The sequence below is a fragment of the Bradyrhizobium daqingense genome, assembly GCF_021044685.1.
GTDB lineage: Bacteria > Pseudomonadota > Alphaproteobacteria > Rhizobiales > Xanthobacteraceae > Bradyrhizobium > Bradyrhizobium daqingense.
Genome location: NZ_CP088014.1, coordinates 5,212,812 through 5,226,866, shown reverse-complemented (window position 1 = coordinate 5,226,866; position 14,055 = coordinate 5,212,812). Strand labels below are relative to the sequence as shown.

Here is a 14,055-nt window from a genome sequence, read left to right as displayed (position 1 = left end):
ATCATGTGCCGGGATTCGGCAAACCTCTCGCATCCATACGCATTGAACCGCAGCCTTGAACGCTGGGAACCCCTTGAGCATCCAGCGCGTTTAGACGCAAACGCGATTTCTTGCGAGGTCATCCTGCTACAGAGTGCATCGACCCTGATTCCCGGCAACACCGTCTGGCGGCGGTGCAGGGCGCAGCGCGTCGCGGTTTTGAACGATGCTGCCGCCTATTTCGGCGCGTTGCGGGAAGCGCTGTTGGAGGCGCAGGAAATCGTCTACATCATCGGATGGGACATCCACAGCAGGACCCGGCTGGTCGGAGCGTCCGGACATGCGGATGACGGCTTGCCCGAGGAGCTGGGTCCGTTCCTGCGGGCGCTCGTTCAGCGCCGGCCCGCCTTACGCATCAACATTCTCGCCTGGGACTTCGTCTCGTTCTATGCCTCGGAGCGGGAGTGGAATTCGGCGGCGAAGTTCACCGCCGACACGGATGGCCGGGTGCGCTTTCATCTGGACGCTTCACTTCCGTTTGGTTCGGCCCAGCACCAGAAGATCGTCTGTGTCGACGGTTCACTGGCGTTCGTCGGTGGGCTCGATCTGACGATCAGGCGCTGGGACACCAGTGACCACCGCGCTGACAACTCAATGCGCTGCGATCCCCAGCGCAAGCCGTACCCGCCGTTTCACGACGTTCAGTGCCTGGTCGACGGGGACGCCGCAGAGCAGCTGTGCGAGCTCGTGGAGCAACGCTGGCGTGCGGCAGGCCAAAAGGTTGATGAGCGGTCTGCACCCAAGAGCAGTTGCTGGCCGGCGAGCCTGCCTGTCGAGGCCGAGCACGTGCCGGTGGGGATCGCCAGAACGGAGGTGGTCTGTCCTGCGGGATCGACGATCAGGGAAGTCGAGCGCTCCTTCATTGCGGCGATCCGCGCGGCGACGAGCTTCGTCTACATCGAAAATCAGTTCACCAGCGCAACCAGGATGGCGCGCGAATTGGCGGAGCAGATGTGCCGCGTGCCATCGCTTCGGGCCGTGATCGTCGCACCGAAGCTGCATTCCTCGTGGCTGGAATCCCAGGCCATGCAGAACGGCCGAGGTGCCTTCATCGACTGCTTCAGCGCGGCGGGTGTGGCCGATCGCATCCGCTTCGTCTACCCGGTCGCGCGCAGCGGGCATAAGGAAACCGCGGTGATGGTGCACAGCAAGCTCATGGTTGTCGACGACCGGATCTTGCGGATCGGCTCGGCCAATTTGAACAATCGCTCGATGGGCGCCGACAGCGAATGCGACCTGATCTTCGAAGCTGAATCCGAGGAGCATCGGGATTTCATCGCGTCGGTCCGCCGGCGCCTGATCGCGCATTTCTGCGACCTCGACGAACAGGCCATCACGCAGAACGAGCATCGGCTGTTCGCTCTGCTGGACGAGGTGTCGAAAGCCGGTGGAGCGAAGACACTGCGGAACGTGGAATCCTCGGTCCTGACCAGCACGCTGGCCAGCATGGTTCAGCCGGTGGCGGACCCGGAGTTGCCGCTCCATCTGGAGCGCGCGGCATCCCGCATGTGGAATACGAAGGCGATCATCGGGATCGCCTCGATCGCCGTGGCACTTTTTGGACTGGCGCTAGCCTGGTCGTACACGTCCTTGAGCGACTACGCCGACACTGGCCATATCTCGGCGCTCCTGTCGGCCTATTCGCAGTCCGTCTGGGGACCGCTATTTGCGATCGCAGCCTTCGTCCTCGGCGGACTGGTCATCTTTCCGGTCCTCGTGCTCATCGCGGCTACGGCTGCCGCACTTGGGCCATGGCTTGGCTTCGTCTCCGCAATGGCGGGCGTCCTGCTCAGCGCCCTGACCCTGTTTGCGATCGGGCGGTTCCTGGGCCGAGAACGCCTTCAGCGTTTGCTGGGACGACGTGCCGCGCGCATCCAGGAACGCGTCGTCGGCAAGGGGATTTTGGCCGTCGTCGTCATCCGGATGATTCCGATCGCACCGTTCTCGCTGGTGAACGTCGTGGCTGGCGCGAGCACGCTGCCTCTGCGTGATTTCATGGCCGGAACGCTGCTCGGCATGATGCCCGGTATCCTCGCCATGGCCGTTCTGGGCGCGCAGATCGCAGACCTCGCCCGGAATGCGTCCTTGAGCAGCATATTGCTGCTCGCCGTGGCGTTCCTGGGATGGCTTGGGGTCTGCGCCGGTGCGCAATTCGTCGCGACCTGGCTCGCCGGGAGACGCTGATGGCGCCGGTGCGCTTCATGACGTGGAATGTGCATGGCACCTTCAATCTCAATCCGAAGTTCGATCTGGAGGGGGTGTGCTCCATCCTGCGCAAATGGACGCCCGACGTCGTCGCGCTCCAGGAGGTGGATTCGCGGTCGCGGTCGGACGATCCGTTTGCGAAGCTGGCGAGCGTCGTCGGCGATCACCGCATCCATGCCAAGTCGATCGTCACGGAGGACGGCGACTACGGTCAGATGCTGCTGAGCCGCTTTCCGTTCTCCAGCATGCCCGAGATCGTCGATGTCTCGTATCAGGAGCGGGAGCCACGCCGTGCCATTGCCACGGATTTGCTCACGCCTGCCGGCGATCTCCGCGTGGTCGCCACGCATCTCGGCTTGAGCATCCACGAGCGCTATGCCCAAGCGCGGGCCCTGGTGAGCCTGGTGAAACCGGCAAGGACCGTCGTTCTCGGCGATTTCAACGATTGGTTCTGGATCAAATCGGTGCGGCGGGTGCTCGCGCAGGTCTGTCCGAACCGGACGCGGCTGCGGACGTTCCCGTCGCGCCTACCGCTCATGCGGCTCGATCGGATCTATGCAACGCCCGACAGCCCGATCGCGACGGTTTGGACCGACACCGAGGCGAGGGCCTATTCAGACCATTTGCCCGTGATTGCGGATATCGATATCTCCGCCGCGGGGACATGATCGTCGTGCATGTCCTTGTGCCGATGGTCAAAAACTAACTTAGGAATGTCCGAAGATTGCGAAATGCCACTGTTTTGCCCCACAGGTCAAGCGCGCTCGTAGGCTCCATGGAAAAGCTCTTGTGTTAGAATGGCTTGGCTACTGTGCATGGGGTTGTTTTCGCACACCTATTGAGGTGAAGGCTTTTGCCGCTTGGACGAATGCGGAACTTTTTCCTCGCCGCCAAGTTGTCTCGACATGACTGAAGACCTTTCATTCCGACGCAAACCCCTGACCCCCGAGCAGCGCCAGGCGCGCGATGCGGCACGCCGGATCGAGGCCGAGAAGGCCATGCGCGATCATGAAGAGGCGCAGAAGGCGTTCTACGCCAACAAAGAGCGGCTGAGAGCCGAGCGCCTCGCGCGCGAAGCGGCCGCACCCAAAGGCTGACGCGGCCGCCAATCTAATCTCTCGAAGAAGCCAGTTCTTGCTCCTCACTCGGCGTGCTTGTGCGTCCCGAATCGCCGAGCTTGTCGACATAGGCGATGCCGATCGCCGAGACGACGAAGGTGAGATGGATCAGCACCTGCCACATCACGCCGTTCTCGGTGTAGCCGGCACGGTCGGAGCCGAGATTGCCGGCCTCGATGAACGTGCGCAGCAGCGCGATCGAGGAGATGCCGATGATCGCCATGGCGAGCTTGATCTTAAGCACGCTCGCATTGACGTGGCCGAGCCATTCCGGCTCGTCTGGATGGCCTTGTAGCTCGAGCCGCGAGACGAAGGTCTCGTAGCCGCCGACGATCACCATCACCAGCAGGTTGGAGATCATCACGACGTCGATCAGCGCCAGCACGCTCATCATGATCTGCTGCTCGGTGAGGTCGAGCGCGTGCCAGGACAGGTGCCAGAGCTCCTTGAGGAACAGCGCGATGTAGACGCACTGCGCCACGATCAGCCCGAGATACAGCGGCAGCTGCAGCCAGCGCGAGCCGAAGATGATCATGGGCAGCAGGCGCAGGCGCGGCGAGGGCGGACGGGGTTCGGCGCGGGTCACTGGCTCGACCGACATTCGGGCAGCATCCTCGAAGCGAGATGATCTCGCCGTCCTGTAACCCGGCAAGATGGCCGGCGGAAGACGCAGCGCGCTCCTCTGCATGATGTCGTTTCATGCTACCGTGCCGCGCGGCCGGAAGCGGGAGGTGGGGAGTGTCTTGGAGCGGCTTTGGCAAGGGAGGCGGCGGCATCGCGCTCGCCGTCACGGTCGTGGCCAGCTTCGCCAGCGCAGGGGCATCGGCAGCCGCGCTGACGCCGTTTCGCTACGAGGCGCAGGCGCAGCGCCATTGTCCGCACGATCAGGTGGTCTGGCTCGATTTCAGGAAGGGCGTCTACTACACGAGGAGCCAGAGGCGATATCGCCAGGGCCTTGACGGCAGCTTCGTCTGTCTGACTGAAGCACGCGACGCCCGCTATCGCCGCTCGCTGCTTGGCGTGCGCTGAGCGGCGCGTGGCCGGGGTGCGAAGGCGGGCCGGACTATTTGCGGTTCGGCAGCTTCACCGGCACGTGCGGCGAGGTGCTGATGACCCGGGGGCTTCCATCCGGGTAGGTGCGATCGCCGCGGATCAGGGATTCCAGAACCAGGAAAAACTTCTCGGCAAGCATGGTAAGTCACCTTCGTTGGTGATGGCCTCTTGAAATGTAGGTCGAGGCGCCGAACGCGGAAATTCAATCAACTAAATGGGAGCCGGACAACTCCGGGCAAACACCTGCTCGCGGTGCAATGGTCGTCGTCGGGGAAGACGAGGAGATCTGTCTGAGCTTAGCCGAACGCCAGCGCCACGAGGCTCGAGCAGAGCAGTACGAAGCCGCCTGCGGTCAACACCAGGAAGCCGTCGGATACGAGGTCATGATTGCGCATGGGACACCTGCCGCTCTCGTCTTCGATGCTCGATCGGATCGATTAAATTGTCCGAACGTGTCGCCTTGAAAGAGGTGATGCTTGCCGTCCGCGCGAGTGCCGTCAGGCCCTCGTGCGGTAACCTTCGAACGCATGGGCCAGGAAGATCCCCGCGCTTACCAGACCCATCAGTGCCGAAACCGTCTCGATCATCGTTAACTTCCAAATCCCGCCCTTGCATCCGAGAGAACGCGTGCGGCCTTGCACAGTCAAAAGAATTTCGGTGAGCGGCGCGACAATGGGGGTGGGGTGAGGCTTCGGCGCAACAGAATGTCCAGCCTTGGTACAGAGCTTGGCACAGAGCAGGGGCCGCGCTCCGTAGATCGACGGAGAGAAGCGAACGTCCCGTTTACCATCCCGGCGGGATCGCTGCCGGCTCCCCATTTCCGCCGTGTTCGGGTTGCGTCATCGTTACCGCTTCCGATGCGGTGGTGGGCCGCCTCGGATCAAAGGACCGGACGGCGCTCCCGTAATCGACGCGGGTTGGGCATGCCGCCGGCGGAATGGTATTTGGGGCGAATGGGGATCCGACGGTCAGATTCGGTTTTGCGGGCCGCGCGTGGTGTCGCGGCGGTCGCGACCTGCCTTGCGCTCGCCAATTGCGCCTCCTCGAACAAGTTCGCCAGCCGCGTCGACCCGAAATACGGCGTGTCCTCGAGCCCCCGGGTGGTGGCCTTCGGCGATCCGGTCCCGAAGGGCGGCGGCACCTACCGCGTCGGCAAGCCCTATGTCGTGGCCGGCAAGACCTACGTGCCCGAGGAGGACGTCAACTATCGGGCTGAGGGCATGGCGTCCTGGTATGGCGACGATTTCCACGGCCGCCTGACCGCCAATGGCGAGGTGTTCGACATGACCTCGCTGACGGCGGCGCATCCGACCCTGCCGATGCCGTCCTATGCGCGGGTGACCAATGTCTCGAACGGCAAGTCGCTGATCGTTCGCGTCAATGACCGCGGGCCCTATCACGGCAACCGGCTCATCGACGTCTCGAACAAGGCCGCCGAACTGCTTGAATTCAAAGGCAATGGCGTCGCCAAGGTGCGGGTCGAATATGTCGGCCGGGCGCCGCTCGAAGGCTCGGACGACCGCCAGCTGATGGCGACGCTGCGCACCGGCGTTCCGGCGCCGACACCCTCCATGGTCCGGGTCGCCTCGGCCAAGCCCTTCGTGCCGGAATTGGCCTCGTCGAGCCGCGGTGCCATTCGCGGCGAGGTGCCGATGCCAGAGGGGCGCCCCTATAATCTCGGCAACAGCTCGGCCGATATGGCCTCGCTCAACGCGACCTCGGAAATGTCGGCATCGAGCCGCGGCCGGGGAAGGGCCCTTCAGAATGCCCGCGCGGTGTCCTATGACGAGGACGGCCGCTACGCGACCGAGCGCGCGCCGTCCGCCGCCTACAGCTCCGACGGTGCGGCCGAGGCTCGCAGCATCCTGAGCGGCCGCGGGCTCTACTGAGCCGCGCTTTCCTTCAGGAACGTCACCAGCGCCGCGTTCACCTCCTCGGGCCGTTCCTGCTGGACCCAATGGCCGGCGCCGTCGAGGATCAGCTTGCGCTTGAGATTGGGCAGCACGCGCTCGAGCTCGTTGACCCGCTTGGCCCCGATCAGGCCGGTGATGACGGCATCCTTCGAGCCGGCGATGAACAGCGAGGGCTGATGGATCTGCGCGTCCTGCCAGGGCGCCGTGAGCTCCCAATTGCGGTCGATATTGCGGTACCAGTTCAACCCGCCGCGGAAGCCGGTCTTGCGGAAGCTTTCGGTGAAATAGGCGAGGTCAGCCTCGCTCAGCCAGGCGGGCAGCGGCTCCTCGGCGCCAGCATGGCCGAGAAAGCCCCTGCCTTCCTGCACGAACATGGCCGCCGAGGGATCGGCCAGGCCGCGCCCGCCGAGCACGACGCGCATGGTGCGGGCCACGTCGCGCTCGAGCTCTGCCTCGGCGACGCCCGGCGTCTGGAAATACTGCCAATAGAAGTTCGTGATGCCACCCTGGCGCAGCAGGTCGAGCGGCTTGCCGCGGCCCCGGAACGGCGGCGGCACGCTCAGGCCCGCCACGGCCGTGAAGATGTCGGGGCGGAACAGCGCCGCGTGCCAGGCCACCGGTGCGCCCCAGTCGTGGCCGACCACCATCGCCTTGCTCTCACCCAGCGCCTGGACCAGGCCGACGACGTCACCGACGGTATCGAAGATGGAGTAGGCGGCCACGTCGGGCGGCGCTGCGCTCTGGCCGTACCCTCGCATGTCGGGGGCGACGACACGAAAGCCAGCCGCCGCCAGAGCCGGGATCTGATGGCGCCAGGAATAGGACAGTTCGGGCCAGCCATGACACAGCACCACGAGCGGCCCCTGACCCTGCTCGCGGAGGAAGAGCTCGACGCCGTTGGCTTTGATCATCCGGGTTGAGGACATTTTCGCTTTTCCGCCTTGTTTCAGGGGTTTGGTCGGGAAATGTGATGTGCCACGATAGGGGCGCGACGAGAATCGTGCAATCTCGGGAAGGCGCGGTCAACGCTGTGTTGTTCGCACCTGTTCCAACTGTTAGAACGCCGCTCTCAGGGCTAGGCCATGGCATTTCCTCTTTCCCAGCTTCGTCGCCCACGGCTCACCGCCGGTGCGCTGGCGCGCGGGCTGATCGCGGCGGTTCTGGTCATGGGCATCGGCTGGGGCGGGGCGATCTACGCCGCCAACCAGAGCGTCCAGGGCGCCAAGAAAGCGGAGGACGCAGGTTTCGACGGCGATGCCCCGACTGCGATCCTGATCGAGGCCTCCTCGGGCAGCGTGCTGTTCGAGAAGAACGCCGACGAGCTGCGCGCGCCCTCCAGCATGATGAAGCTGATGACCGCGGAGGTCGTCTTCAACGCCGTCAAGAAGGGCGACATCAAGCTGACGGACGAGTATCGGATCAGCGAGAATGCTTGGCGCAGGGGCGGGGCGCCCTCGGGCAGCTCGACCATGTTCGCCGCCATCAACAGCAAGGTCTCGGTCGACGATCTCCTGCATGGGGCCATCATCCAGAGCGGCAACGATGCCTGTATCGCACTCGCCGAGGCCATGGCGGGCAACGAGCGGATCTTCGCGGCCGACTTCATGACCAAGCGCGCGCGCGAGCTCGGTCTCACCCGATCGACCTTCGCCAACGCGAGCGGCTTGCCAGATCCCGGCAACAAGATGACGGTGCGCGAGCTCGGCATGCTTGCCCGGCATATCATCCTGGATTTCCCCGAGTTCTACAAACTGTTCGGCGAGAAGGAGTTCACCTGGAACAAGATCCGCCAGCCGAACCGGAATCCGCTGCTCAATTCGATGGAAGGCGCCGACGGCCTCAAGACCGGCTTCACCAAGGAAGGCGGCTACGGCATGGTCGGCTCGGCCGTGCAGAACGGCACGCGGCTGATCGTGGTCGTCAACGGATTGGACGATCCTGATGACCGTGCCACGGAAGCCAAGAAGATGCTGGAATGGGGCTTTCGCAATTTCGAGACCCGCACGCTGATCGCGGCCGAGCATGCCGTCGGTTACGCCAAGGTGTTCGGCGGCGAGAGCCGTTCGGTCAAGCTCGTCGCCAAGACGCCCGTGAAGGTGATGGTGCACAGGAACGGCAGCGACAAGCTGATCGCCCGCGTCGTCTATAGCGGCCCGGTGCGGGCGCCGGTCGAGGCCGGCCAGAGGATCGGCGTGGTCAAAGTCTGGCGCAGCGGCAACATTGCGGTGGAGACGCCGGTCTATGCCGCCGAGGCTGTTGGCACCGGCTCGACCATGCGCCGCGCGATCGACGGTGCCAGCGAGCTCGTGATCGGTATGTTCCGCGCAGGCGCCGAGAAGCTCTGACCATGAGTGAAAGTGCGGTACGCTGGCCGTCTGGACGCGGACGCTTCATCACCTTTGAAGGTGGTGAGGGAACGGGCAAGTCGACCCAGATCAAGAAGCTAGCCGATCGCCTCAAGGCGGCAAGGATGCGCATCCTGGTCACGCGCGAGCCGGGCGGCTCGCCGGGCGCCGAGATCATGCGCCATCTGGTACTGTCGGGAATGGGCAAGCTGCTCGGGCCCGAGGCCGAGACGCTGCTGTTCGCCGCAGCCCGCGACGACCATGTCCGCACGGTGATTCAGCCCGCGCTCAACCAGGGCGCCTGGGTACTTTGCGACCGTTTCGCCGACTCGACGCGGGCCTACCAGGGCAGCCTCGGCCGCGTGCCGGCTGGCCTGATCAACGCGATGCAGCGTGTCACGATCGGCGATCTCAAGCCGGACCTCACCATCATCCTCGACCTGCCGGTCGAGATCGGCCTGCAGCGCGCCGCCGCGCGCCGCGGCAGCGCCACGCCCGACCGCTTCGAGGGCGAGAACCTCAAGTTCCACCAAGATCTGCGCGATGCCTATCAGAAGATCGCTGCGGAAGAGCCCGCGCGGTGTGTGCTGATCGACGCCAACTCCGACCCCGATACGGTTGCCGGGCGCATCTGGACGGCGCTGCGCGAACGTCTCCTTCCGACGCCGGCATCGGTGCTATCGCGATGAGTCCGCGTCAGACCGAGCGCGAAACCGCCATTGCGCATCCGCGCGAAACGTCGAGGCTGTTCGGCCATCGCGAGGCCGAGGCGGCGCTGCTCGCGGCCTATCGCAGCGGGCGCATCCCGCATGCCTGGCTGATCGGCGGACCGCAGGGGATCGGCAAAGCGACGCTGGCCTACCGCATGGCGCGCTTCGTGCTCGCCCATGGTCAGCCGCTGGCGCCGTCGGTACAGCACGCAGAGGACCTTGCGATCGATCCCAATGATTCCGTGGCGCGGCAGGTCGCGGCGAGCTCGCATGGCGGCCTGCTGACGCTGGAGCGCACCGCCAACGACCGCGGCGTGATGCGCACCGTCATCACCGTCGACGAGACGCGCGAGACGATCGGCTTCTTCGGCTCCACGGCTGCCGCCGAAGGCTGGCGCGTCTGCATCGTCGACACCGTCGACGAACTCAATCCGAATGCAGCCAACGCGCTGCTGAAGATCCTCGAAGAGCCCCCGCAGCGATCGCTCTTCTTGCTGGTCAGCCACGCCCCCGCACGCGTGCTCGCCACGATCCAGTCGCGCTGCCGCAAGCTGCGGCTTCGCCCGCTCGCCACGGACGATGTGATCGGCGCTGCAGCCTCGGCGGCCGATCTCGATCCGAGCGATCCGGCGCTGCGCGAGGCGGCCGAGGCCTCGGAGGGCAGTGTTGCGCGGGCGCTGACGCTGCTCGGCGGCGATGCGCTCAAGCTCCAGCAGCGCACGGCGGCGCTGCTCGCGCGTCTGCCGCAGGTCGATCCGCGCGAATTGCACACGCTCGGCGATTCGCTTCCCACTAACGACCGCGTCGCGCTCGCGGCCTTCATCGATGGCATCGACCGCTGGATCGCGGAGCGTCTGCATGCGGACGACGCCAACGCCAACCAGAACCTGCCGCGCCTTGCGCGTCTAGCTGAGGTATGGGAAAAGATCGTCCGCGCTGCGCGCGACACCGAAACCTACAATCTGGAGCGCAAGCCCTTGGTTTTCTCGGTGTTCGGCTGGCTGGCGGACGCAACGCGCTAGGCGCAGAGCCGTTTCCAAATTTCGAGAAGCCGGTAAAGGAATTCGTGGTGGCAACGCGAGCTAAGAAAACCGTCAAACGCAAGAGCGGCAAGAAGGCTGCGAAGAAGGCCGCCAAGAAAACCGCGAAGAAGGCTGTGAAGGCGCTCGCGCTCAAAGCTGCGAAAAAGGCCAAGAAGGCTGCTGCCAAGAAGGGCATGAAGAAAGGCACTGCGAAGACGTCCAAGAAGACGGCTAAGAAGCATCCTGCCGCCAAGAAGGCGGTCAAGAAGGCGGCCAAGACACTGGCCAAGACACTGGCCAAGACACCGGCCAAGGCTCCGCCGAAGCAGGTGGCCAAGAAGGCCAGGGCGGCTGCGTCCGCCGTGACGTCCGCTCCGGCTGCCGTCGCTACGCCGCCGGAGACGTTGAAGTCCCAGGTGTCCAAGCCAAAAGTGTCCAAGCCAAAGGCACCCCGTGCGCCAAAGCCCGCTGCGGCTTCGCAGGTCACAGCGCCCGTCGCCGCTCCTGCGCGCGACAACGTCTTCTACATCACGACGGCGATCGCCTATCCCAATGGCAGCCCGCATATCGGTCACGCCTATGAGGCGATCTCGACCGACGTGCTGGCGCGCTTTGCGCGGCTCGACGGCAAGGACGTGTTCTTCCTGACGGGCACCGACGAGCATGGTCAGAAAATGGTTCAGACGGCGGCCGGCGAGAACATGTCCGTCTCCGCGCTGGCGGCCCGCAATGCCGGCCGCTTCAAGGAAATGGACCAGCGTCTGAACGTGTCGTTCGACCGCTTCATCCGCACCACCGAGGAGCAGCATCATCGCTCCAGCCAGGAGATCTGGCGGCGCATGGAAGCGAACGGCGACATCTATGCCGACACCTATGCCGGTTGGTACTCCGTGCGGGACGAGGCGTATTACGCCGAGGACGAAACGCGCGTGAACGAAGACGGCGTCCGGCTCGGCCCGCAGGGCACGCCGGTCGAATGGGTCGAGGAGAAGAGCTATTTCTTCCGCCTGTCGGCGTACCAGGACAAGCTACTGAGGCTTTATGCAGACCACCCCGAATTCATCGGGCCTGACTCGCGCAAGAACGAGGTGGTGAGCTTCGTCAAAGGTGGCCTGCGCGATCTCTCGATCTCGCGGACGACGTTCGATTGGGGCGTGAAGGTGCCCGGCGACGAAGAGCACGTGATGTATGTCTGGGTCGACGCGCTGACCAACTACATCACCGGCGTCGGCTTCCCCGACGAGCAGGACGCGAACTGGCGCTATTGGCCGGCCGACGTGCACATCATCGGCAAGGACATCATCCGTTTCCACGCCGTGTATTGGCCGGCGTTCCTGATGTCTGCGGGGATTCCGCTCCCGAAGCGGGTCTACGCCCACGGCTTCCTGTTCAACAGGGGCGAGAAGATGTCGAAGTCGGTCGGCAACACTGTCGATCCATTCAACCTCGCCGACCAGTACGGTGTCGACCAGTTGCGCTACTTCTTTCTGCGCGAGGTGCCGTTCGGCCAGGACGGCAATTACAACCACGAGGCCATCGTCGCGCGGATCAATGCCGATCTCGCCAACGACCTCGGCAACCTTGCGCAACGCTCATTGTCGATGATCGCCAAGCAACTCGGCGGCGTGCTGCCGGAGCCGGGCGAGTTCAGCGACAATGACAAGGCCATCCTGGCGATGGCCGACGGCATGGTCGCCGCATCGCGCGAAGCCATGGCAACGCAGCAGATCCATCACTGGCTCAATGCCGTGTGGGCGGTGGTCGCAGAGGCCAACCGTTATTTCGCGGGCGAGGCGCCATGGGCGCTCGCCAAAACCGACCCTGCGCGGCAGAAGACGGTGCTCTATGTCACCGCCGAGGTCGTGCGCCAGATCGCGATCCTGGCCCAGCCGGCGATGCCGACGGCCTCGGGATTGCTGCTCGACAGCCTCGGCATCCCCGCGGACGAGCGCAGTTTCGCGATGCTCGGCGGCGCCAAGCGGATCGCGCCCGGCTCGACCTTGCCGGCGCCGACGCCGGCATTCCCGCGCTACATCGAGCCGGCGGCCTGAAGGCGTTCGTGTGATGCTGGTCGACAGCCATTGTCATCTGGATTTTCCCGATTTTTCGGATGATCTCGACGGGATCGTCTCGCGCGCGCGGGCGGCCGGCATCACGCGCATGGTTACGATCTCGACGCGGGTGAAGAAGCTGAACCAGCTCCTGGGCATCGCCGCGCGCTATGACGACGTCTATTGCTCGGTCGGCACCCATCCCCACAACGCGGATGAGGAGGACGGCATCACGCCGGACGAACTGGTCGCGCTGACGGAGCATCCCAAGGTCGTCGCGCTCGGCGAAGCCGGGCTCGATTATTTCTACGACAACGGCTCACCCGACGCGCAGGCGAGGGGCTTTCGCGCTCACATTGCCGCGGCCCGCGCCACCGGCCTGCCGCTGGTGATCCACACCCGCGAGGCGGACGAGGACTGCGCGCGCATCCTCGAAGAGGAGGCCGGGCGTGGATCGTTTCGCGGCGTGCTGCATTGTTACACAGGCGGGCGCGAGCTTGCGCTGAAGGCGGTGGCGCTGGGGCTCTATATCGGTTTCACGGGCATCCTCACCTTCAAGAAATCGGAAGCCCTGCGTGCGCTGGCCGCCGAGCTGCCGTCCGACCGTATTCTGGTCGAAACAGATTCGCCCTATCTTGCGCCCGGGAAGTTCCGGGGCAAACGCAACGAGCCGGCTTATGTCGTCGAGGTCGCCAAGGTGCTTGCTGAAACGCGCGGCGTGTCGCTGGAAGAGATCTCGCGTCAGACCACCGACAACTTCTTCCGTTTGTTCTCCAAGGTGAAGGTTTCGGAAGGCGCATGACGCTGACGCTGACGATCCTGGGATGCGGCTCCTCCGCCGGCGTGCCGCGCCCGGCGCTCGGCTGGGGCGCCTGCAATCCCAACAACCCCAAGAACCGCCGTCGTCGCTGTTCGCTGCTGGTCGAACGCACCTCCGAGCACGGCACCACGCGTATCGTGATCGACACCTCCCCCGACCTGCGCGAGCAATTGCTGTCGGCCGATGTCGACCACATCGACGCCGTGTTCCTGACCCACGAGCACGCCGACCAGACCCATGGCATGGACGATCTGCGCTCGGTCGTCATGAAGATGCGTCAGCGCATCCCAACCTACCTCAATCAGTCGACCGCCAAGGATATCATGTCGCGGTTCTCCTATTGCTTCATCTCACCGGAAGGGAGCGATTATCCGCCGATCCTGACGCAGCATTCGATCGAGGCGGGCGAGAGCCAGACGATCGTGGGGAAGGGTGGTGCGGTGACGATGACCGCCTTTCTGGTGCAGCACGGCAACATTCCCGCGCTCGGCTACCGCATCGGGGATGCCGCCTATACGCCCGATCTCAACGACATTCCGCCTGAGAGCTGGGGCGCACTCGAAAACCTCGACCTCTGGATCGTCGATGGTTTGCGTTACACCACCCATTCCAGTCATTTCAGCGTCAACGACGCGCTGTCATGGATCGAGCGATTCAAGCCGAAACGCGCGGTCATCACCAACATGGCCTACGAGGTCGATTACGAGGTCCTCCGGCTGTCGCTGCCCGCCGGCGTAGTGCCGGCCTATGACGGGCTGCGCCTGGAGACGCGCTAAACC

14 protein-coding genes are annotated in these 14,055 nt (G+C 64.6%); 11 read left to right on the top strand and 3 right to left on the bottom strand.

What is annotated here, in order from left to right:
• The first annotated feature begins 42 nt into the window (after window positions 1-42).
• The 3 genes from LPJ38_RS24710 (at window position 43) to LPJ38_RS24700 (ending at window position 3,341) form a co-directional block, all read left to right on the top strand.
• Entirely contained in the window at window positions 43-2,223 is a 2,181-nt protein-coding gene (locus LPJ38_RS24710; RefSeq protein WP_231088395.1) for a VTT domain-containing protein, read from the top strand.
• Entirely contained in the window at window positions 2,223-2,912 is a 690-nt protein-coding gene (locus LPJ38_RS24705; protein WP_145633715.1) for an endonuclease/exonuclease/phosphatase family protein, read from the top strand. Before LPJ38_RS24710 ends, LPJ38_RS24705 begins: the two co-directional genes overlap by 1 nt.
• Before the next feature lie 237 nt (window positions 2,913-3,149).
• Window positions 3,150-3,341 (top strand): hypothetical protein, encoded by a 192-nt coding sequence (locus LPJ38_RS24700; protein ID WP_008559453.1) that lies wholly within the window; start codon window positions 3,150-3,152, stop codon window positions 3,339-3,341.
• 13 nt (window positions 3,342-3,354) lie between these two features.
• On the opposite strand, the gene LPJ38_RS24695 is transcribed toward LPJ38_RS24700, so the two are convergent.
• Window positions 3,355-3,963, bottom strand: a complete 609-nt coding sequence (locus LPJ38_RS24695) for a TIGR00645 family protein (protein WP_145633712.1) — start codon at window positions 3,961-3,963, stop codon at window positions 3,355-3,357.
• Between the two features lie 137 nt (window positions 3,964-4,100).
• Here LPJ38_RS24695 and LPJ38_RS24690 point away from each other — a divergent pair, with 137 nt between their 5' ends.
• Window positions 4,101-4,391 carry a hypothetical protein gene (locus LPJ38_RS24690; RefSeq protein WP_145633708.1) on the top strand — a complete coding sequence of 97 codons (291 nt, stop codon included), beginning with the start codon at window positions 4,101-4,103 and terminating at the stop codon, window positions 4,389-4,391.
• A gap of 34 nt (window positions 4,392-4,425) precedes the next feature.
• Here LPJ38_RS24690 and LPJ38_RS38010 read toward each other — a convergent pair whose 3' ends face one another.
• Window positions 4,426-4,554 (bottom strand): hypothetical protein, encoded by a 129-nt coding sequence (locus tag LPJ38_RS38010; protein WP_283806240.1) that lies wholly within the window; start codon window positions 4,552-4,554, stop codon window positions 4,426-4,428.
• A gap of 814 nt (window positions 4,555-5,368) precedes the next feature.
• On the opposite strand from LPJ38_RS38010, the gene LPJ38_RS24685 reads away from it, so the two are divergent.
• Window positions 5,369-6,304 carry a septal ring lytic transglycosylase RlpA family protein gene (locus LPJ38_RS24685; RefSeq protein ID WP_145633705.1) on the top strand — a complete coding sequence of 312 codons (936 nt, stop codon included), beginning with the start codon at window positions 5,369-5,371 and terminating at the stop codon, window positions 6,302-6,304.
• Here LPJ38_RS24685 and LPJ38_RS24680 read toward each other — a convergent pair.
• Complete coding sequence (locus LPJ38_RS24680) at window positions 6,298-7,254, bottom strand: alpha/beta fold hydrolase (protein WP_145633702.1); 957 nt, start codon at window positions 7,252-7,254, stop codon at window positions 6,298-6,300. The two genes, LPJ38_RS24685 and LPJ38_RS24680, sit on opposite strands and share 7 nt — an antisense overlap.
• A 156-nt stretch (window positions 7,255-7,410) precedes the next feature.
• Between LPJ38_RS24680 and LPJ38_RS24675 the strand changes: the two genes are divergently transcribed.
• From LPJ38_RS24675 to LPJ38_RS24650, 6 genes are read left to right on the top strand one after another with little or no spacing between them, the layout of a single operon-like run.
• On the top strand, window positions 7,411-8,673 hold the full coding sequence (locus LPJ38_RS24675; protein ID WP_145633699.1) for a D-alanyl-D-alanine carboxypeptidase family protein: 1,263 nt from the start codon (window positions 7,411-7,413) through the stop codon (window positions 8,671-8,673).
• A 2-nt stretch (window positions 8,674-8,675) separates the two neighbouring features.
• Complete coding sequence (gene tmk / locus LPJ38_RS24670) at window positions 8,676-9,362, top strand: dTMP kinase (protein ID WP_145633696.1); 687 nt, start codon at window positions 8,676-8,678, stop codon at window positions 9,360-9,362.
• The gene (locus LPJ38_RS24665; RefSeq protein WP_145633694.1) at window positions 9,359-10,405 is read left to right on the top strand and encodes a DNA polymerase III subunit delta'; all 1,047 of its coding nucleotides are present in this window, start codon (window positions 9,359-9,361) and stop codon (window positions 10,403-10,405) included. The genes tmk and LPJ38_RS24665 overlap by 4 nt, the downstream gene beginning before the upstream one ends.
• 47 nt (window positions 10,406-10,452) lie before the next feature.
• Window positions 10,453-12,456, top strand: coding sequence for a methionine--tRNA ligase (metG, locus tag LPJ38_RS24660; RefSeq protein WP_145633691.1), 2,004 nt, complete (start codon window positions 10,453-10,455; stop codon window positions 12,454-12,456).
• Window positions 12,457-12,469: 13 nt separating this feature from the next.
• Complete coding sequence (locus LPJ38_RS24655; RefSeq protein WP_145633688.1) at window positions 12,470-13,258, top strand: TatD family hydrolase; 789 nt, start codon at window positions 12,470-12,472, stop codon at window positions 13,256-13,258.
• Window positions 13,255-14,052, top strand: a complete 798-nt coding sequence (locus LPJ38_RS24650) for an MBL fold metallo-hydrolase (protein WP_145633685.1) — start codon at window positions 13,255-13,257, stop codon at window positions 14,050-14,052. The genes LPJ38_RS24655 and LPJ38_RS24650 overlap by 4 nt, the downstream gene beginning before the upstream one ends.
• Window positions 14,053-14,055 lie beyond the last annotated feature (3 nt).